Annotated in this window: 18 protein-coding genes; 8 read left to right on the forward strand and 10 right to left on the reverse strand. The window is 72.4% G+C overall.

Annotated features, from left to right (window positions below):
* Nucleotides 1–137: 137 nt before the first annotated feature.
* A complete protein-coding gene (locus tag ACFXI4_RS01095) occupies nt 138–512 on the reverse strand; it encodes an STAS domain-containing protein (RefSeq protein ID WP_384987029.1) in 375 nt (124 codons plus the stop codon).
* A 428-nt stretch (nt 513–940) separates the two neighbouring features.
* Between ACFXI4_RS01095 and ACFXI4_RS01100 the strand changes: the two genes are divergently transcribed.
* Together ACFXI4_RS01100 and ACFXI4_RS01105 are read left to right on the forward strand one after the other, a co-directional pair.
* Nucleotides 941–1,519 carry a sigma-70 family RNA polymerase sigma factor gene (locus ACFXI4_RS01100; protein WP_384987031.1) on the forward strand — a complete coding sequence of 193 codons (579 nt, stop codon included), beginning with the start codon at nt 941–943 and terminating at the stop codon, nt 1,517–1,519.
* The gene (locus ACFXI4_RS01105) at nt 1,516–2,802 is read left to right on the forward strand and encodes a maleylpyruvate isomerase N-terminal domain-containing protein (protein ID WP_384987033.1); all 1,287 of its coding nucleotides are present in this window, start codon (nt 1,516–1,518) and stop codon (nt 2,800–2,802) included. Before ACFXI4_RS01100 ends, ACFXI4_RS01105 begins: the two co-directional genes overlap by 4 nt.
* A gap of 14 nt (nt 2,803–2,816) precedes the next feature.
* Here the strand turns inward: ACFXI4_RS01105 and purU are convergent, their stop codons facing one another.
* The gene (gene purU, locus ACFXI4_RS01110; protein ID WP_362726858.1) at nt 2,817–3,701 is read right to left on the reverse strand and encodes a formyltetrahydrofolate deformylase; all 885 of its coding nucleotides are present in this window, start codon (nt 3,699–3,701) and stop codon (nt 2,817–2,819) included.
* 56 nt (nt 3,702–3,757) lie between these two features.
* Nucleotides 3,758–4,204 (reverse strand): hypothetical protein, encoded by a 447-nt coding sequence (locus ACFXI4_RS01115; protein ID WP_362726855.1) that lies wholly within the window; start codon nt 4,202–4,204, stop codon nt 3,758–3,760.
* Nucleotides 4,205–4,375: 171 nt separating this feature from the next.
* On the opposite strand from ACFXI4_RS01115, the gene ACFXI4_RS01120 reads away from it, so the two are divergent.
* Entirely contained in the window at nt 4,376–5,680 is a 1,305-nt protein-coding gene (locus ACFXI4_RS01120) for an ABC transporter substrate-binding protein (protein ID WP_384987036.1), read from the forward strand.
* A 34-nt stretch (nt 5,681–5,714) separates the two neighbouring features.
* Here the strand turns inward: ACFXI4_RS01120 and ACFXI4_RS01125 are convergent, their stop codons facing one another.
* Together ACFXI4_RS01125 and ACFXI4_RS01130 are read right to left on the reverse strand one after the other, a co-directional pair.
* A complete protein-coding gene (locus ACFXI4_RS01125; RefSeq protein WP_384987038.1) occupies nt 5,715–7,325 on the reverse strand; it encodes a hypothetical protein in 1,611 nt (536 codons plus the stop codon).
* Between the two features lie 201 nt (nt 7,326–7,526).
* A complete protein-coding gene (locus ACFXI4_RS01130) occupies nt 7,527–8,912 on the reverse strand; it encodes a transcriptional regulator (protein WP_384987040.1) in 1,386 nt (461 codons plus the stop codon).
* 274 nt (nt 8,913–9,186) lie between these two features.
* Between ACFXI4_RS01130 and ACFXI4_RS01135 the strand changes: the two genes are divergently transcribed.
* From ACFXI4_RS01135 to ACFXI4_RS01145, 3 genes are all read left to right on the forward strand, one after another.
* The gene (locus ACFXI4_RS01135; protein ID WP_384987042.1) at nt 9,187–9,849 is read left to right on the forward strand and encodes a bifunctional DNA primase/polymerase; all 663 of its coding nucleotides are present in this window, start codon (nt 9,187–9,189) and stop codon (nt 9,847–9,849) included.
* A 124-nt stretch (nt 9,850–9,973) separates the two neighbouring features.
* Nucleotides 9,974–10,747, forward strand: coding sequence for an ABC transporter ATP-binding protein (locus ACFXI4_RS01140; protein WP_384987044.1), 774 nt, complete (start codon nt 9,974–9,976; stop codon nt 10,745–10,747).
* Nucleotides 10,744–12,336: a transporter gene (locus ACFXI4_RS01145; protein ID WP_384987045.1), complete on the forward strand. Its 1,593-nt coding sequence runs from the start codon at nt 10,744–10,746 to the stop codon at nt 12,334–12,336. The genes ACFXI4_RS01140 and ACFXI4_RS01145 overlap by 4 nt, the downstream gene beginning before the upstream one ends.
* A 9-nt stretch (nt 12,337–12,345) precedes the next feature.
* Here the strand turns inward: ACFXI4_RS01145 and ACFXI4_RS01150 are convergent, their stop codons facing one another.
* Together ACFXI4_RS01150 and ACFXI4_RS01155 are read right to left on the reverse strand one after the other, a co-directional pair.
* Nucleotides 12,346–13,236, reverse strand: coding sequence for an alpha/beta fold hydrolase (locus ACFXI4_RS01150; protein ID WP_384987047.1), 891 nt, complete (start codon nt 13,234–13,236; stop codon nt 12,346–12,348).
* 517 nt (nt 13,237–13,753) lie between these two features.
* Entirely contained in the window at nt 13,754–14,446 is a 693-nt protein-coding gene (locus tag ACFXI4_RS01155; protein ID WP_351321325.1) for a metal-dependent transcriptional regulator, read from the reverse strand.
* A 238-nt stretch (nt 14,447–14,684) separates the two neighbouring features.
* Here ACFXI4_RS01155 and ACFXI4_RS01160 point away from each other — a divergent pair, with 238 nt between their 5' ends.
* Nucleotides 14,685–15,440, forward strand: coding sequence for an SIS domain-containing protein (locus tag ACFXI4_RS01160; RefSeq protein WP_384987049.1), 756 nt, complete (start codon nt 14,685–14,687; stop codon nt 15,438–15,440).
* A gap of 7 nt (nt 15,441–15,447) precedes the next feature.
* On the opposite strand, the gene ACFXI4_RS01165 is transcribed toward ACFXI4_RS01160, so the two are convergent.
* The 3 genes from ACFXI4_RS01165 to pdxH form a co-directional block, all read right to left on the reverse strand.
* Complete coding sequence (locus ACFXI4_RS01165) at nt 15,448–16,863, reverse strand: PAS domain S-box protein (RefSeq protein ID WP_384987051.1); 1,416 nt, start codon at nt 16,861–16,863, stop codon at nt 15,448–15,450.
* A 128-nt stretch (nt 16,864–16,991) separates the two neighbouring features.
* Nucleotides 16,992–17,441 (reverse strand): GNAT family N-acetyltransferase, encoded by a 450-nt coding sequence (locus ACFXI4_RS01170; RefSeq protein ID WP_384987053.1) that lies wholly within the window; start codon nt 17,439–17,441, stop codon nt 16,992–16,994.
* A 343-nt stretch (nt 17,442–17,784) separates the two neighbouring features.
* The gene (gene pdxH, locus ACFXI4_RS01175; RefSeq protein WP_384987055.1) at nt 17,785–18,465 is read right to left on the reverse strand and encodes a pyridoxamine 5'-phosphate oxidase; all 681 of its coding nucleotides are present in this window, start codon (nt 18,463–18,465) and stop codon (nt 17,785–17,787) included.
* 131 nt (nt 18,466–18,596) lie between these two features.
* On the opposite strand from pdxH, the gene ACFXI4_RS01180 reads away from it, so the two are divergent.
* On the forward strand, nt 18,597–19,697 hold the full coding sequence (locus tag ACFXI4_RS01180) for a citrate synthase 2 (protein WP_384987057.1): 1,101 nt from the start codon (nt 18,597–18,599) through the stop codon (nt 19,695–19,697).
* The last annotated feature ends 24 nt before the right edge of the window (nt 19,698–19,721 follow it).

Raw genomic sequence — 19,721 nt, forward strand, 5'->3', positions numbered from 1 at the left:
GGCCGGGGAGCGGGAAAACAACCCTTGTGCCAAGACCGGGGGAATTCTGCGACAACAACGTGGCACCGCCGTGATCGTCGGTCATGGCGGGCACGCCACCGCCGCCGGCCGCCCGGCCTCGGTGGATGCGCGGTCCGCTACGCCGAGAGCGGGCCCTCCTCGTCGCTGACCGCGCTGTCCACGTCGGGATACACGTCGAACAGCCGTCGCACGCCGAGGGCGCCGAGCACCCGGTTGACGTGAGAACCGTCACTCGCGCCCTGGGCGGGCAGTATCAGCCGCAGCCGGCCCTGGCAGGAGCGGATCAGGCGGCGGGCCGCGATGAGGACGCCGACCCCGCTGGAGTCGCAGAAGAAGACGTCGGAGAGGTCGAGGACCACGCTGTGGTGACCCTCGGCGACCGCGTCGTGCACCCGCTGGCGCAGCACCGGCGAGGTCACCAGGTCCAGTTCGCCCGACACCCCGAGCACGGCCCACTCACCCAGTTCGACGTCGGTCACCTTGAAAGCCACGGCTCAGCCCTTCGCTTGCCGGATCTCCGGAACCGCCCGGAAACGGAGCCAGTTCCTTCGCTTCTTTTCGCGCGGCTGCCCAGCGGCCGTTCCCCGAAACCCCGGATGACAAACGAGCGACGATCGGCAAGGGTCTTGTTTCGGTCACCGACGATCCTGTTCGATCAGAAGCGGAGGGTTCGCCCGGGACCTGACTGTGACACCGCGCGGGCGCCCGGAGGGGCGCACCGGCGGGCGTGCGGAGAAGCGCACCGGCGGGCGTGCGGAGAAGCGCACCGAGGAACAACCGGGAAGACCAGGGGTCCCTACCAGTCACGGGACCGCAGGGGGCGCGCATTGCCACAAAGGGGCGTGCGTCGTCCGACGTGCCGACTACATTCGAGGAGACGGTGGAGACAGGCTGGACGCAGGCACGGGGAGGGGGCCGCATGGTGAAGAGGGACGTACCGCCTCGCTGGGACCGCACGATGCAGCAGCGGCTGGCGCGCGGCGAGGCCGCCGCCCTCGGCGAGCTCTACGACCGCTTCGCCTCGCTCGTGCACGGCCTGGCCCACCGCGTCCTCGGGGACGAGCGGGCCGCCGACTCCATAACCCGCGAGGTCTTCGCCCATGTCTGGGAGCACCCGGACGCCTACGACCCCCGGCAGGGTCCGCTGCGCTCCTGGGTCGCCGCGCTGACCCACCGGCTCGCCGTGCAGTGCCTCAGGGCCACCGAGACCGCCGCGCTCACCCCGGGCGACACCGGCGCGGAGGCCGCCGAGGAGCTGGAGCGCAAGGTGCGGCGCGCCTCCGTCGCGGCCCGTGCGGACTACATCGTGCACTCCATGCCGACCCCGCTGCGCGCCGCCCTGGACCTCGCCTACTTCCAGCGCCGTGACTACCGCCAGACCGCGGTGGACCTCGACGTCACCGAGGACGAGGCCCGCCGCCGGCTGCGCCTCGGCCTGCAACTGCTCGCCACCGCACATGATGCCGGGAGACCGCCCGGGTACGGAGGTGCGGTGTGACCGGCGCCGACCCGTTCGACGCGCACGACGGCGCGGGCTCCGGCCACGGAGCCGGTGACGTGCCCGGGGACGGCCGCGGCGAGCCGGGCGGCCCGCCGCGCATCCCGCTGCCCAGGTCCTCCGTCGAGGACGGCGGCCGGTCGCTGCCCGGACTCGACGACCCGGCGCCGGTGCCGCTGGAGCTGCCGCACGACGTCCTGAAGTCGCTGCTGGGTGCCTGGGCGTTGGCCGCCTGCTCGACGGCGGAGGCCCTCACCGTCGAGATCCACCTCGGCGACTGCGGGGCCTGTGCGGACGAGGCACGGCGGCTGCGCGAGGCGGTCGGGCTGCTGCACCAGCCGGAGAGCCTGGACCTCGACCCCGGTCTGCGCACCCGCGTCCTGGAGGCCTGCCTGGACCGCCGGCCGCCGCGCGTCCCGATCCCCGCGTGGGCGGCACCGTACGACGCCGAGACGGCCCGTCTGGACGCCCTGCTCCAGGACATCGGCGACGCGGAGTGGCACGCCCCGGTACGGCTGCGCTGGTTCGACGGCTCGGCGCCCACGAGCCGTCGTACGACGGTCGCCGGGGTCATCGCGCACCTGCTGTCCGTCGACGGCCTGGTGGCGGCCGCGCTCGGTCTGGCCGACCCCCTGGGGGAGGCGACGGGTCAGGGCCCCGCGGCGCGCACCGAGACCTTCTGGCAGGCCTCCCACTTCCCGCCGACCCGTGCGGTGCGGAAACCCTGGCGCGAGCAGAGCCACCGGCTCGTGCAGACCGTCTCCTTCACCGGCGGCGGCGCCGGACGGCTCGGGGTCTCGTACGGCGACTTCGCGCTGCCGCTGCACGACGCGATGCTGGACCGCGCCTTCGAGTGCTGGGTGCACGCGGAGGACATCGCGGTGGCCGTGGACTACCCCTACGAGCCGCCGGCCCCGAGGTTTCTGCACCGGATGATCGACCTCGCGGCGCGGATGCTGCCCGTCGCGCTGGCGGCGCGGCGGCAGGCGGGGCTGGCGACGCCCGGACCGACCCCGCACCTGGTCCCCGCGGGACGGCCCGGCCGCAGCCTGCGGCTGGAGATCGAGGGCAACGGGGGCGGCGAGTGGCTGATCCCGCTGGACTCGCCGGGGGCGGTGGGCTCGGAGGAGTTCGAGGTGGCGCACGTGGCGCTGGACGACGTGGAGTTCTGCAGGCTGGCCGCGGGCCACGTTCCTCCGGAGGACGCGGCGGCGGGGCAGTTGGGGGACCGGACGGCGATCAGGGACGTACTGTTCGCGGCGGCGAGCCTGAGCCGGATGTAGGGGCGGTCCCGACGTCAGGCGAAGACGACCGTCCGCCGCCCGTTGAGCAGGATGCGGCGCTCCGCGTGCCACTTCACCGCCCGCGCCAGCGCCTGGCACTCCACGTCCCGTCCGATCGCGACCAGTTGGTCCGGGGTGACACCGTGACCCACCCGCTCGACCTCCTGCTCGATGATCGGCCCCTCGTCGAGGTCCGCCGTGACGTAGTGCGCCGTCGCCCCGATCAGCTTGACGCCCCGGGCATGCGCCTGGTGGTACGGCTTCGCGCCCTTGAAGCTCGGCAGGAACGAGTGGTGGATGTTGATGATCCGCCCGCTGAGCTGCTTGCACAGGTCGTCCGAGAGGACCTGCATGTACCGGGCCAGGACCACCAGTTCGACGTTCTCCTCGCGGACCAGCGCGAGGAGCTGGGCCTCCGCGTCGGCCTTCGTCTCCTTCGTCACCGGAATGTGGCGGAAGGGGATGTGATACGACTCCACCAGCTCCGCGAACTCGGTGTGGTTGGAGACCACCGCGGCGATGTCCACGGGCAGCGCGCCGATCCGCGCGCGGAAGAGCAGGTCGTTCAGGCAGTGCCCGAACTTGCTGACCATGAGGACGACGCGCATCCGCTGGTCGGCCCGGTTGATCTGCCAGTCCATGTGGAAGGAGTCACCGACCGCCGCGAAACTGGCCCGCAGCTTGTCGACCGTCACCGGCGCCTCGGCCGAGAAGTGCACGCGCATGAAGAACAGACCCGTGTCGTGGTCCCCGAACTGCTGGCTGTCCTCGATGTTGCAGCCGGTCATGAACAGGTAGCTCGACACGGCGTGCACGATGCCCTGCTTGTCCGGGCAGGAGAGGGTGAGGACGTACTGGTCGGCCAGGGTGGCCTGGGCTCGGGTGGGCTGGTCTGTCATGCACCACAGAATCTCATGCCCGGCCGTCCCCGGCCGTCAGCGTCCGTTCCGCGGACTCACGCCGCCCGTGTCATGATCCGCAGCACTTCGAGGCTCCGCGGCGGGATGTCCGGGTCGTCGCCGTCGCTCGCCGCCAGCCGCATGTGCGCGTCCCGGGCCGCCCGGACGGCGTCCGGCCACGCCTGGTGGTCGAGGTACGCGGAGACCGGGGCGTCCGGCCCGACCTGGTGCATGATCCGCAGGACCCGCAGCACGGCGGTGTCGACGAGCGCCGCCTCCTGCGAGTCGCGGAATATCGTCCCGACGTATTTCTCCGCGGACCAGTTGTCCAGCCAGGTGTCCTCGACCAGCCGGTAGACGGCGTCGGTCACGTCACCGAACCCGTCCTGACCGGCCAGCCAGACGTTCCGCTGGAAGTCCGGGTCCGAGAGCATGTGCAGCGCGGAGCGCACATTGCTGCGCCAGCGCCACCACGGCATGTCATTGAGTGGCATGCCGCCCATGGTGGAGGAGCGACGGCCACGACGGGAAGAGTTCTCCGAACCTTGCACGGTCGTCGATCGTACGTTCCTCGTCACACGCCCGTCACAGGCCCCCGTAATTCACCTGCGCGTCACCTTTGGTTGACCATGGGTCACTCGCGGGTTATTGATGTGGGGGAATCGTGCGTGTCCATGACCGGCAGGCGTCCCACATCCAGCACCGTCCTTCCCGCCACCCACCGGCGCGTCAGAGCGACCGCGCTGTCCGCGGTGGCCATGACCGCCTGTGCGTCCCTCGCCGCCGGCTGCGGGGTCATCCCGGGACTGTCGGGCTCAGGGGACGACGAGATCAAGGTGATGACCTGGGCGCCGCAGAAGACGGGCGCCACCAACAAGGCCGGCATGCCCGCCATGGCGTCGGCCATCGTCCGCTGGGTCAACTCCCAGGGCGGCATCGACGGCCGCAAACTCAAGCTGCTGACCTGCAACGACCACAACAGCACCGTGGGCGCCGCGAACTGCGCCCAGAAGGCGGTCAACGAGAACGTCGTCGCCGTCGTCGGCTCCTACAGCCAGTTCGGCGACTCCTACTTCGCCGCGCTGGAAGGCGCCGCCATCCCCTACATAGGCGGCTACGGGGCGTCGAACGAGGAGTTCACCAGCCCCGTCTCGTACCCGGTCAACGGCGGTCAGCTCACCCTGCTGGCCGGTCTCGGGGAGGCGCTGGCAGGGTCCTGCGGCCCGGTCACCCTGGTCCGCCCGGACAGCATCGCCGGCGACCAGCTGCCCCAGCTGCTCGACTCGGGCCTGCAGGCCGGCGGCCACGCCAAGTCGATCGACCAGCTGGCGGCCGAGGACCTCACCGAGTACGACAAGCAGTCGCAGCAGGCCCTGGAGAACTCCACCTCGAACCCGCAGAAGACGGGCTGTGTGGTGCCTGAGCTCGGTGACCACACGGCCACCTTCATGGACAACTTCCAGCGCGCCCGCCAGGACTACCCGAAGGTGAAGACGGCCGCCGAGGTCGGCAGCGTCGACCAGACGGTGATCAACTCCACCGGCGGCGCTTCCGGCCCGTACGAGGGGTCGTACATCACCGGCTGGTACCCGGTGGCCTCGGACGCCCGCTGGAACCAGATGAAGAAGGTCATCAGCAAGGAAGCCTTCGGCGACAACCGGATCGACCCCGCCGACGCCGGGGTGCAGACGACCTGGGTCGCCTACCAGGTGCTGATGGCGACCCTGAAGAAGATCGGCGCGGGCGAGGTCAGCGCCGACAGTGTGCGCCGCACCCTCAACGACGGGCTGACGGTCACCACCGGCGGCCTCACCCCGTCGCTGTCCTGGCCCTACCAGGGCAAGCTGGCCTCGGCCGGCTTCTCCCGGCTGGTCAACACCGACGTGAACGTCCAGACGGTCAAGGCCGGCCTGCTCCGGTCGGCGAACAAGAACGCGCTGGACATGACCAAGATCCTGGAAAGCGCGAACCTCACCTGACCGGCCGGGCCGGCCGCCCACGGCCGGCCCGCGCTCACAGCTGGGTCGGCTGCCGCTGGGTCAGCCCGTACTTGCTCGCGATCGAGTTCCACAGCGCGGCCGCCTTCACCTTCTGGGAGCTGGCGGTACCGCTCTCCGCGTTGCCGGCCGCGGTCTGGCCGGTGCCGCGGGCCTGGCCCTTGTGGCAGCCGTGCTTGCCCTTGACCTGGTCGGCCCAGGCCGCGTAGTGGTTGTCGGCGTTCGCGGAGGCCTGCCAGGCCTTGGTGAGGGCCGTGGTCAGCGCGGCGTTGTCCGGCAGCTTGTCGACGGACAGCTTGGACAGGCGGGTGACCAGCGCGGCCCGCTGCGTGGCGGCATTGCGCAGGTCGGAGGCGGAGCCGTCCAGGTTCTTGCACTGCTTCACGTTGGCCACGGCACTGATCACCGAGGCCCGGCTGCTGCCGCTGTCGGCGAGCAGCTTGTCCAGGGCGGCGGCCTGCGCCTTCCCCTGGTCGGCCGCGGCCGAGGAGGACCCGCCGGTGGCGGGCGCGGACGCGGCGACCGTCTGGCCGGGGTCGTCCGAGTCCCCGCCGCCTCCGCTGAACAGGGCACCGGCCCCGATCCCGAGGACGGCGATCCCGATCCCGACAGCCGCGATCAGCGGCACCTTCGACCTGCCGCCGCGACCGCCACGGCCACCGCCGTCATCGTCGTGGCCCTGGTCGTAGGAGGACGGGGGCGGCGTGTACGCCGGCTGCTGCTGGAAACCCTGCGGCTGCTGCGGGAAGCGCGGCAGCTGGGCCGTGGACGCGGCCTGGTGCCCGCCACCGGGCGTGCTGCGGAAGAGATTGTCGAACTCGGCGGGCGGCTGCCGGTCCCCGCCCTGCTCGGCGCCGGCCTGGTAGGGCGGGATGTACTGCGTGGCGTCGGCGTCGGAGTGCGCGCCGGGGGCGGACTGTCCGCCCCCGAAACCGGTCTGCTCGGGCGGCAGGGCGCCCGGACCTATCGGCGGTATCAGCTGGGTGGCACCTTCGGGAGCGGCCGCCACCGGCGGGATGTACTGCGTGGCGCCCTCGTCCACCGGCGCGGCGGGCACCGGCGGGATGTACTGGGTCGCGCCGTCGTCGGCGGAGGGCAGGGCCCCGGGGTACCCGCCGTGGCCGCCGTGCGGGACGGCGGGCGGCAGCGCCGCGCCCTGGGCGCCGTAGGGGTCCTGGCCGCCGTACGGCTGCTGGGGCTGGCCGCCGTAGCCGTACGGCTGCTCGTAGCCGCCGCCGTACGACGGGGTGGACGCCCCCTCCGGGGGCAGCGGGCCGGCGCCGGGCGACCGGTACTGGCCGGCGTGGGACTGCGCGGCCCGGGCCTGCGCGGCGTGCGACTGCGCGTTCCAGGCGGGCGGCAGCTCGGGCGGCGGCTCCTGGGCGGTCCACTCCTGGCCGGCCGCCTGCGGCCAGCTCTGCTCGGGCTGCGGCGCGCCCTGCTGATGGCCGGGCCCCCACGGCTGTCCCCAGGCCTGGCCCTCGGTGGGCGCGGTGGCCGGGGCGGGCGCGGTCGGCTGTGCGGGAGGGGCGGGAACGCCCGTCATGCCCGGCAGCAGCGGCTCGCCACCGTCGGAGGGCAGCACGATGCCTTCGCGCGCGGGCTCGCCCTGTCCACTCTGCGTCACCGGGACTCCTACTAATGGGGGACCTTGTGAATCGTCGGCTCACGCTACCGGGTCCCCCGATCCGGGTGCCACGCACCCGGTGGCGCAACCTCCTTCCCTGTGACAGCAGTAACAAAACCGCCCCGCGGTGCGCTGTATATGCCGCCTGTCGCACGGCAAGGTGTGGTTTCCCACACGTTCACGCAACCGCGGAGCATGAATTCATGCGGCTGCCTGCAGATCCAGCCGGGCGCCGAACTCCCTGACGACCGGTTCGTCCCGGAACGGCTCCAGGCGCTGCTGGAAGTCCTCCAGGTACTCGGCACCCCGGTTGGAACGGACCGTCTCAAGGAGTTCCACCGCCTTGAGCCCCGTGGCACAGGCCTGTTCGATCTCACGCTGCTGCACCTGCGCCGTGGCGAGGAGCACATAGCCGATCGCGCGGCGCCGCGCCCGCGTCGCCGGGTGCCCGGCCAGCGACTGCTCCGCGCTCCGCGCGGCCGCCTCGGCCTGGCCCAGGTCACGGTGGCAGTGCGCCAACTCGTCGGCGAGATAGGCCTCGTCGAAGTGCGCGATCCACGCCGGGTCGTCCCCGGACGACGGATCGGCCGCCTCCATCGCCGACATCGCGCGCCCCGACGCCAGCTGCGCGGAGCGCGCGTCACCCAGCAGCGCGTGCCCGCGGGCCTCGGCCGCGTAGAACATGGCCTCCGCGCGTGGCGTCACGCGTCCACGCGCCCCCTCCTGCGCCGCTCGCGCCAACTGGGCGATCTCCCGCGGGTTTCCGAGCTGGGCGGCGAGGTGGCTCATGGAGGCGGCCAGCACGTAGCCGCCGTAGCCGCGGTCGCCGGCCGCCTGCGCGAGACGCAGCGACTGGATGTAGTACCGCTGGGCGAGACCGGGCTGCCCGGTGTCGACGGCCATGTATCCGGCGAGCTCGGTGAGCCGCGCGACGGCCGCGAACAGCTCCCGCCCCACGGATTCCCGGTAGGACCCGGCGAGCAGCCCGGAGACCACGCTGTTGAGGTAGTGCACGACGACCGGGCGCACGTGCCCGCTGCCGAACTGGTGGTCCAGGTCGGTGAGCGCCTGGGTCATCGCCTTCACCGCCGCCACGTCCGACGGCCCGACCCGTGGCCCGGCCTGCCGCGCCACCTGTGCGTCGGGCGCCGAGATCAGCCAGTCCCGGCTGGGCTCGACCAGCGCGGACGCGGCGACGGAGGAGCCGGACAGGAAGTCCCGGCGGCCCACGTCACTGCGCCACAGCTCGCAGACCTGCTCGATGGCCCCCGGCACCGTCGGCGAGAACTGGAGGCCGACACCCGAGGCGAGGTTCTTGCCGTTGGCCATGCCGATCTCGTCGATCGTGACCGTACGGCCCAGCTTGCGTCCCAGCGCCTCGGCGATGATCGCGGGCGCGCGGCCCCGCGGCTGCTGTCCGCGCAGCCAGCGGGCCACGGACGTCTTGTCGTACCGGAGGTCGAGACCGTGCTCGGCGCCGCACATGTTGACCCGGCGGGCCAGCCCGGCGTTCGAGCACCCTGCCTCCTGGATGAGCGCCTGCAACCGTTCGTTCGGCTGCCGCGCGACAAGCGGCCTTGCGGCCATGGCGTACCCCCTGCGAACTCCCTGTAGGGAAAAGATCCGGCCTTGACGATCACTGCCCAGCGGACATACCGAAAATGCGGGACATGCGAGGATTGCCGGGTAAAAGCAGCGGCATCGCGGACAGGACCGCCGCCAACCCCCCACATGTGACTACCCGCTCACGCCCCGGTTCCCCCTGCGCGCCCCCACACGTGCATCCATGCGCCCCAGTTGCGGAAAGGATGCTCCTCCCCCGCGCGCGCTACGCCCGTAACTCCAGGTGGACGCGGGAGTTGTGATGAACGTGGAAGAGACGATCGTCGGCACCGAAGCCGCTCAGATTCCGAAGCAGCGCGGGGAATCGCTGCTGGAGACCGCCGTACGCTACGCCGAGGAGCGCCACTGGGACGTCTTCCCCGGCACCTGGCTGGAAGCGGTCGAGGGGGTGCAGTGCTGTTCCTGCGGGCAGGCCGCGTGCGCGGTGCCCGGCGCACACGCGGCGCGCCCGGACTGGGCGTCGCACGCGACCGGCAGCGCGACGGTGGCGCGCCGGATGTGGCAGAAGCAGCCGACCGCGTCGATCCTGCTGCCGACGGGGCGGACCTTCGACGCGTTGTCCGTCACGGAGACGGCCGGTTTCCTCGCGCTGGCCCGGATGGAACGGATGGAGCTGACGCTCGGTCCGGTGACGCTCACGCCGGACGGCCGGATGCAGTTCTTCGTGCTGCCGGGCGGCGCGGTGAAGGTGGCCGACCTGGTGCGGAGGCTGGGCTGGGCACCGGCGTCACTGGACCTCACGGCACTGGGCGAGGGCGCGTACGTGCCGGCGCCGCCGACGCGGCTGGGTTCTCGGGGAGCGGTGCAGTGGGCGTGCCGGCCGACACCGGCGAACCGGTGGCTGCCGGACGCGGAGGAGCTGATCTCGGCGCTGGCCTATGCGTGCGGGCGGGACAGGTAGCGCCCACGGAGGTGCCGGGGTGCCGTGGTCGAGGCGGTGCGGCCGCGGGTGCGGGTGCGCGGTGGCCGGCCGCGCGGTTCCCCGCGCCCCTGAAGGGGGCGTCCACGCACCGTAGGGTGCTGGCATGACCGATGCCGTTCGTGTTCGTGGGCTCTGGAAGCGGTTTGGGCAGCAGGTGGCCGTCGGCGGGATCGATCTGTCGCTGCCCGCCGGGAAGTTCGTCGGGCTGGTCGGGCCCAACGGGGCCGGGAAGACCACCACCCTCTCCATGGCGACCGGGCTGCTCCGGCCGGACCAGGGGAGCGTCGAGGTGGTCGGCCACGACGTGTGGCGGGACCCGGTGGCGGTGAAGGCCCGGATCGGCGTACTGCCCGAGGGGCTGCGGCTGTTCGAGCGGCTCTCCGGACGTGAACTGCTCGGCTACAGCGGCCGGCTGCGCGGGCTGCCCGGCGCCGAGGTCGACAAGCGGGCCACCCAGCTCCTGGACGTGCTCGACCTCTCCGGCTCCCAGCACAAGCTCGTCGTGGACTACTCGACCGGCATGCGCAAGAAGATCGGGCTCGCGGCGGCTCTCCTCCACAACCCCGAGGTCCTCTTCCTGGACGAGCCGTTCGAGGGGGTCGACCCGGTGTCCGCGCAGACCATCCGGGGCGTCCTGGAGCGCTACACGGCCTCCGGCGCGACCGTCGTCTTCTCCTCCCACGTCATGGAACTCGTCGAGTCGCTGTGCGACTGGGTGGCGGTGATGGCGGCCGGGCGGATCCGCGCGACGGGCCCTCTGGAGGACGTGCGCGGGGCGCACGGCACCCTCCAGGCCGCCTTCCTCGAACTGGTCGGGGCCGGCGGCCGGGACGCCGGGTCGGACCTGGACTGGCTGGGCGGCGGTGCGGTCCGATGACGGACGTGACCGCCACCGTCGTACGGCTGAAGCTGTCGCTGCTGCGCAACGGACTGCGGCAGTCCGGCGGCCGGCGGGCCGCGTTCGTCGTGTCGGCGGTGCTCGCGCTGCTGTTCGGGGCGGTGCAGCTGATGGGCCTGATCCTGCTGCGCGGCCATCCGCACGCGGAGGCCGTTGCCGTGCCGGCGACGGCCGTGCTGGCACTGGGGTGGACGGTGATGCCGCTGTTCTTCCCGAGCGGCGACGAGACCCTGGACCCGACCCGCCTGGTGATGCTCCCGCTGCGGCCCGGGCCGCTGGTGCGGGCCCTGCTGACCGCCTCCCTGGTCGGCGTCGGCCCGCTGTTCTCGCTGATGCTCCTGGCGGGCTGCGCGGTGTCCGTGGCGTACGGGCCTGCGGGCTACGGCGTCGCGGTCGTCGCCGTGGCCCTCGCACTGCTGGTCTGCGTGGCCCTCGCACGGGCCGTGGCCGCCGCGAACGTACGCCTGCTCAGCAGCCGCAAGGGCCGTGACCTGGCGGTGCTGAGCGGGCTGGTCATCGCGATCGGCGCGCAGCTGGTCAACTTCGGCGCCCGCAGCCTCGGTTCGGCGGGGCTCGGGGAGCTCGCGCCGGTGGCCGACGTGGTGCGCTGGCTGCCGCCGGCCGCGGCGATCGGCGCTGTGCACTCGGCGAGCGAGGGGTCGTACGGCACGGCCGCCGCGCAACTGGGCCTGACCGCAGTCGCGTCGGCGTTGCTGATCGGTGCCTGGGCGCGGACGCTGACCCGGCTGATGACCACACCGGACGGCTCGACGCTCCAGGCACCCGACCCGGCCGGCCGGACCCGTGCCTCCGACGGCGCGGTCCTGGGGCGCCTGCTGCCGGCCGGCCGCACCGGGACGGTCATGGCGCGCAGCCTGCGCTACGTCTGGCGCGACCCCAAGACCAAGGCCGCGTGGGTGACCTCGCTGGCCATCGGCCTGATCGTGCCCGTCTTCAACGCCCTCCAGGGCACCGGGTCGATCTACTTCGCGTGCTTCGCCGCCGGGATGCTCGGCATCCAGATGTACAACCAGTTCGGACAGGACACCTCCGCCTTCTGGATGGTCGCGCTGACCATCTCGTCCCCGCGGGACGCCTATGCCGAACTGCGCGGGCGGGCGCTGGCGCTGCTGGTGATCACCCTGCCGTACGCGACGCTGGTGACCGTCCTGACCACGGCCATGCTGGGCGACTGGCCCCGGCTGCCCGAGGTGCTCGGTCTGTCCCTCGCCCTGCTCGGTGCGATGCTGGCGACCGGCGCCTGGACCTCGGCGCGCTTCCCCTACTCCATCCCCCAGGAGGGCCACAAGAACGTCGCCGCGGGGCAGGCCGGCCTGGCCTGGATCGCGATCTTCGGCGGCATGGTCTCGGCGGCCCTGCTGTGCGCCCCGGTGATCGCCCTGACGATCGCGCTGAACGTGAGCGCGGGGGGCCGGGAGTGGACCTGGGTGCTGCTGCCGGTGGGAGCGGCCTACGGGGCGGCGGTCACCTGGGCGGGGCTACGGGCGGCGGCACCGCGGACGGCGGCCAGTCTCCCGGAGATCCTGACCGCTGTCAGCAAGGGCTAGGGCCGCCCCTCACTCCCCCACCCGGTCGAGAAACGGCTCCACAGCCGCCCGCCAGGCCTCCGGCCGGTCGTACGGCAGCAGATGCCCCGCCTCGGCCACCTCGGCGTACTCTCCCCTGGAGAGGACCCGCACCATCTCCTGTGCCTCCGCCCGCCCCAGTTCCCCGTCCACCCCGCGCACGACCAGCGTGGGACACGGCACCTGGGCCAGTTCCTCCCAGTGGGCGTCGTACACCCAGGTCTCCCGGGACTTCAGCATCTGGTCGGGGTCGAACACGGGCCGCCAGCCGTCGGTGTGCTCGTGCATCACCTCGGCGTAGAACTCCCCGCGTGCCGGGTTCGGCCGCTCCACCCAGGGATCGTCCTCGCCGAACCACTTGCGCACGTCGGCGAGCGTGGCGAAGGGGAGGGGCCAGGACCTGAACCAGTCGGCCCACTCGCGCTGCGAGGCCGCGCCCAGCGCGGAGGCCCGCATGTCGCAGATGACCAGGCCCCGGACCAGTTCGGGGCGCTTCGCGGCGAGCTGCCAGGCGGTCAGTGCGCCCATGGCATGGCCGACGAGCACGGCCGGGCCGAGGTCCAGCTGCTCGATGGCGGCCGCGGCGTCCTCGACGTACGCCTCACGGGTGTACGCCGCCTGCGGGGGCTTGTCGCTCTGGCCGTGGCCGCGCCGGTCGAGTGCGACGGCGCGGTGCCGCTCGGAGAGCCAGCGGGCGGTGGAGGCCCAGTGCGAGGCACGGCCCATCAGGCCGTGCAGTAACAGCACGCCGGGGAACGACCGGTCCGGGGCGGAACGGTCACCGTGCGGCCGCGCCGAATCCTCCGTCTTGGGCGGGTCCGCGAACTCCCAGGCGGCGAGGTGCACGCCGCCGGCTCCTGTCACGTCGATGCGTCGTGCCATGAGCCTGGCACCCCCCTAGCTCCGCGTGCCTGCTGTCGCCTCGTAGCGCCTTGCGGCGCTTCGTGATGCTTCGGTACCGCCAGACTATCGAATACCTATTCGAAAATTGGGCCGCAGTGGGCAACACCCCTCGTTCGAGTGACCCCTCCCCAGGCATGATCGGCGCCACCAGGGGGATTTCTTCTGCGGGGGGGCGGACCGCTCGGGGAAGACGGTCCGAGGGGATGACCCTGGGAGCTCGGGGCTCCGGGTCAGCTCTGGGGAGGACAGGCCCCGGCACCGAAAGGTGCCGGGGCCACCCCCAGGCCCGCTTCGACGCCTTCGGCACATCCTCCCCGCCCCCCTCAGGTCATATGCCTCTCGCGACAGCCTCGCACGCGAAACGTCTCTGCGCTGCGATTCGGAGCACTGAATCTTGGATTCGACACGTTCGACGGACCCCGCGGGCCCACCAGAAGGAGCCGTCAACTCCCGTCTGAACAGCGGGAGTTCAAAAACCCCTCGGGTCCGCCCGCGGTCAGCGCTTGGCGACGAACACGTGGGAGGCGACGTCCGCCTCCAGCTCGGCGGCCTCGCCGCCGCTGCCCACCAGCACCCCGCCGGCCGCCTCCGTCACGCTCACCACCGAACCGGGCTGCACACCCGCCCGCCGCAGGGTGTACATCAACTGCGCGTCGGTCTGGATGGGCTCACCGATCCGGCGTACGACCACGGTCTTGCCGTCCGCACCCGGGTCCAGGTCGGCCAGCGACACCATGCCCTCGTCGAGGAACGGGTCCGCGCCGTCCTTCTCGCCCAGCTCCTCCAGGCCCGGGATCGGGTTGCCGTACGGCGACTCGGTCGGGTGGCGCAGCAGCTCCAGCACCCGCCGCTCCACCGCCTCGCTCATCACGTGCTCCCAGCGGCACGCCTCGGCGTGCACCTGCTCCCACTCCAGGCCGATCACGTCGACCAGCAGGCACTCGGCGAGCCGGTGCTTGCGCATCACGCGCGTCGCCAGCCGACGGCCCTCGTCGGTCAGCTCCAGATGGCGGTCGCTGGCGACGGACACCAGGCCGTCCCGCTCCATCCGCGCCACCGTCTGGCTCACCGTCGGCCCGCTCTGGTCGAGCCGCTCCGCGATGCGAGCGCGCATGGGGACCACGCCTTCCTCTTCGAGCTCGAGGATGGTGCGGAGATACATCTCCGTGGTGTCGATCAGTCCGGACATACGTGCCCCTCGATTACCTCTGCCGGAAGCCCGGCCGCGTGCGTGCGCTGGCCCTGTCACCAATTCTGCCGGATCCCACTGACAAGCGGGGGACGCGGGGAAAACAGGAGCCGGGCATATCGGCCCGCCGCTGCCGCCCCGGCCGTATTGACACCGAGATGGTCCAGACCGGAGGGTGATCCGCGACACAGACTTCCGTGACACGGACCATGGCGTCGACCGCGCAAAGGGGCACCGCATGAGCGACGGCACACCCGCCGACCTGTTCTTCGACGCCGCGATCGGACTCCTGCAACGCGTCCGCGACGAGGAGGCCGAGGCCATCACCGCCGCCGGCACCCTGCTCGCCGACACCGTCGCGGCCGGCGGCCGGCTGTTCGCCTTCGGTGCCGGGCACTCCTCGCTCGCCGCCCAGGACGTCGTCTACCGCGCGGGCGGCCTCGCCCTCATGAACCTGCTGGCCGCCCCCGGCCTGGTCGGCGTCGACGTGATGCCCGCGACCCTCGGCTCCCGCCTGGAACGTGTCGACGGACTCGCCACCGCCGTCCTCGACACCTCGCCCCTGCGCGCCGGCGACGCCCTCGTGATCATCTCCCTGTCCGGCCGCAACGCCCTGCCCGTCGAGATGGCCGTCAGCGCCCGCACCCGCGGCGCCAAGGTCGTCGGCGTGACCTCCGTGGCGTACGCGACGCAGACCGCCTCCCGGCACTCCTCCGGCACGTACCTCAAGGACCACTGCGACGTCGTACTCGACTCGAAGATCGCCATCGGGGACGCCGAGCTCACCCTCGACACCATCCCGGCCCCCTTCGCGCCCGCCTCCACGGTCGTCACCAGCGCCCTGCTCCAGGCGGTCCTGGCCACCACCGCGGCCACCCTGGCCGACCGCGGCATCGAACCCCCGCTGCTGCGCTCCGGCAACGTCGACGGGGGCCACGAGTGGAACGCCCGCGTCTTCGAGGAGTACCGCGACCGGATCTTCTACCAGCACTGAGGCGCCGCTACCGCTCCTTCGCCAGCTGGGCCAGATCCAGCGCCGTGGCGATCCGCACCGCCACGTCCTCGGCGTACGTCGCGTCCACGCGCTCGAAGCGGCTGCGCCCCGACGCGCGCAGGAAGGTCAGCACACCCAGCGTCCGGCCCCGGCTGCGCAGCACCGCGCACAACGCGTGCACCGCGTCCCCCGGCCACTGCCGCTCCAGCGCCCACTCCCGCGCGCGGTCCGCCGGCACGTTCCCGGCGTCCGCCCGCACGCTTCCGGCGCGCGCCACGCACTGCAGCGCCGGATGCCCGTCCTCGTAGCGCACCGGCAGCCCCGCCGCGCCCGTGAGCAGGCTCGGCCCCGGCGCCCCGGAGGGTGTGGCCGCGATCCGCACCAGCCGTACCGGTCCGATCTCCCCGTCCGCCCGGGCGCCGCCCACCACGCGGTCGACCACCGCGTGATCGGCGAACCCGGCCAGCGCGAAGTCCAGATGGAGGGCGGCCGCCTCCACCGGGTCCTCGCACTCACAGGCCGCGCGGCCCGCACGATGCAGCTGGTTGGCGCGGAAGCGCAGCATGGCCGCCTCCTGCTCGGCCTGCTTGGCCTCCGTGACGTCCTGGAAGAGCCAGCCGACCCCGAGCGGCACCGGCTCCTCCGCGAGCGGCGACGCCAGCCGCAGGAACCCGGACCGCCAGCAGCGCCGCTGCTCGCCCTCCGCCGTCCGGACACTCACCCACATCTCGGCGGGCGCGGGCGGCGCGCCCTCGGCCAGCACATGCGTGAGCGCACCCTCCAGGTCCTCCACGCCCTGCGCGAGCAGTTCCCCGAGCGGGCGCCCCAGTGCCGGCGTACGCCCGGTCCCGAGCGCGCGCGCGGCGTACGCGTTGACGACGGCGGGCCGCAGATCCGCGTCCACGAGCACGACGCCCCAGGCCGCGTCCTCGAAGAGCGCCTCGCTCAGCGCGATCGACCGCTCCAGGTCGATCTGCGTGTGCACCTCGCTGAACGCGCAGTACACGCCCGCCGGCTTCCCGTCCGGGCCGCGCACGGCCGCCGACTGCGTCCGCACCAGCACCCGCCCGCCGTCCTTGGTGAGCAGCGCGAACTCGTGCACCTGGCGCCCCGGGGCGTGCATGACCGACAGCAGCCGCCCCTCGACCTCGTCGGCGTCGGCCTCGCGCACCGCCCACCCGGCGAACCCGTGCCGGCCCACCGCCTCGGCCGCTGTCCACCCGAGGATCCGCTCGGCCTCGCGGTTCCAGTGCGTGACGAAGCCGTCCACGTCGAACGCGCACAAGGCCGCGTCCATGCCGTCGAGGAGCGCGGCGAGCAGATCGGACCCGCCCGAGTCCTCCGGACCTTCCCGCTCCGGCTCCGGCTCGGGCTCGTCGGGCCCCAGCTCGTCGGTGGTCCCACTACGCCGAGAAGCACTCACCTGGACCCCCATCAGGCTGCGTCCGCACGCACGGCGCGCCGGTTTCCCGCTGCCCTTCATTCAACTCGAACGTGACGCAGCCCACACCGTGTTCCCGCAAGATTGAAGGAATCGTTGCGAGCCGGCGCTCACAACCCGAGCCGAAGATCCACCCACTCATCGTCCCCTCCGTCGAGCACATACCGCTCCACCTCGACGAACCCGTGTCGTCCGGCGAACCGCAGCCCGTCCTCGTTGACCGCGAGCACACACGTCTCGACGGCCTCGGCACCCTGCCCACGCGCGTGCGCGAGCCCACGCTCGTACAACGCCTTGCCGAACCCCCGCCGACGAAACCCCGGCAGCACCCGCGCGATCACCGTCACCGCCCCGTCGACCGCCGGCCGCACGGTCGAACACCCCACGAGCACGTCCCCCAGGTACGCGTTCTCCAGGCGATACCCCCGCACCAGCCGCTCCCGCGCCTCCTCGGCCGACATCGCGGCCGGCGGCACGACGAGGTTGTGCGCATACCGCCACTCCTCCAACGCCGCCGCGTCGTCCGCGCCCACCACGACGACCCTCAGGTCCCCACCCATGCGTCCCCGCCTCTCCTGGCGTCCGGTCGGGCGGAAACGCTAGCCAGGCCGGTGGCACGGCATCCACCGAAAATCCCTTGAGCACCGCCGGTCCGCTTCGTAAGGTGTGGGGTACCGAGGAAAGGAGGTGGTTCGGAGCATGTATGCACACCGGACGTCGGAGGTGGCTGCGGGCTAGCGCCCGTCACCACACCAGTGCGGTGCCGGACCCGCGTGCACGAGATGTACGCAGCCGGCCAATCCAACGCAGTCACCCGACCCGCGAGCTCGCCGGTACGTCCGGCCGGCTTCTCCGTCTGCAGGCGGAGGGACCCGAGCTCGCGGGTCGTCTGCGTTCCCGGGGTCAGGGGCTGAGGCGTTCCACGTGCCAGGTGCCGTCGGGGGCGGCCACGTAGCGCAGGCGGTCGTGGAGTCGGTTGTGGCGGCCCTGCCAGAACTCGATCGTGCGGGGTTCGACGCGGAAGCCGCCCCAGTGCGGCGGCACCGGGACCTGTTCGCCCTCGGGGTAGCGGGCGCTCAGGTCGGCGTAGGCGGTCTCGAGTTCGGTGCGCGACCGGATGACCGAGGACTGGGCGCTGGCCCAGGCGCCGAGCTGGGAGCCGTGCGGGCGGGTGCGGAAGTAGGCGGTCGTCTCGTCGCGGCCGGTGCGGCGGGCGGTGCCGGTGACGATGACCTGGCGGGCCATGGCGTGCCAGGGGAAGAGCACCGAGACATGCGGGTTCGCGGCGAGGTCCCGGGCCTTACGGGAGTCGTAGTTGGTGTAGAAGACGAAGCCCTGGGCGTCGTACCGCTTCATCAGGACCGTGCGTGAGCTCGGGCGGCCGTCGGCGTCGGCGGTGGAGACGACCATCGCGTTGGGTTCGTAGACCACGCCGTCGTCGGCGGCCCGCGCGGCCTGTTCGAACCAGTGGGTGAACTGGTCCATGGGGTGTGCGGGCAGGTCGCTCTCGTCGAGGCCCTCGGCCCGGTAGTGCTGGCGCATCGCAGCGGGGTCACGGTCGGTCACGCGGTCATCCTGCCGCATGCGCACAGGGGGGCGGGCTCCAGGTGGCGCAGACCTCACGGTGGCACTGAGTGCCGCTGGACTCCCCAATTCTGGCACTCGGAGTTATGGTGCAGATGCCTCCGCCGTACACCTCACCGAGGAGCCGCCCCATGTCCGACTTCGTACCTGGGCTCGAAGGAGTCGTCGCGTTCGAGACGGAGATCGCCGAACCGGACAAGGAGGGGGGCGCTCTGCGGTACCGGGGCGTCGACATCGAGGATCTGGTCGGGCACGTCTCGTTCGGGAACGTCTGGGGGCTGCTGGTCGACGGCGCCTTCAATCCCGGTCTGCCGCCCGCCGAGCCCTTCCCGATCCCGGTCCATTCGGGTGACATCCGGGTGGACGTCCAGTCCGCGCTCGCCATGCTCGCCCCCGTGTGGGGGCTGAAGCCGCTCCTCGACATCGACGCGGAGCAGGCCCGGGACGACCTGGCGCGGGCCGCGGTCATGGCGCTGTCGTACGTCGCCCAGTCCGCCCGCGGGCAGGGTCTTGCGATGGTGCCGCAGCGGGAGATCGACAAGGCGAACTCGGTGGTGGAGCGGTTCATGATCCGCTGGCGGGGGGAGCCGGATCCCAAGCATGTGGCGGCCGTGGACGCGTACTGGACGTCGGCCGCCGAGCACGGGATGAACGCGTCGACCTTCACCGCGCGGGTCATCGCCTCCACGGGCGCGGACGTCGCCGCCGCGCTGTCGGGTGCGGTGGGGGCCATGTCGGGGCCGTTGCACGGGGGCGCGCCGTCCCGGGTGCTCGGGATGATCGAGGAGATCGAGCGGACCGGGGACGCCGAGGCCTACGTCAAGGGTGCGCTGGACCGCGGCGAGCGGCTGATGGGGTTCGGGCACCGGGTGTACCGGGCGGAGGATCCGCGGGCGCGGGTGCTGCGGCGGACGGCGCGGGAGCTGGGGGCGCCGCGGTTCGAGATCGCGGAGGCGTTGGAGAAGGCGGCGCTGGAGGAACTCCACAACCGTCGGCCGGATCGTGTGCTCGCCACCAATGTGGAGTTCTGGGCGGCGATCATGCTGGACTTCGCGGAGGTGCCGGCGCACATGTTCACGTCGATGTTCACGTGTGCGCGCACCGCCGGGTGGTCGGCGCACATTCTTGAGCAGAAGCGGACGGGGCGGCTGGTGCGGCCGTCGGCGGAGTACGTCGGGCCGGGGGTCAGGAAGCCGGAGGACATCGAGGGGTTCTCGGACATCGCCCACTGAGCCGTGGGGGCCGGTGGCGCAGTT

The sequence above is a fragment of the Streptomyces sp. NPDC059224 genome (assembly GCF_042754285.1).
In the GTDB taxonomy this organism is placed as follows: Bacteria; Actinomycetota; Actinomycetes; order Streptomycetales; family Streptomycetaceae; genus Streptomyces.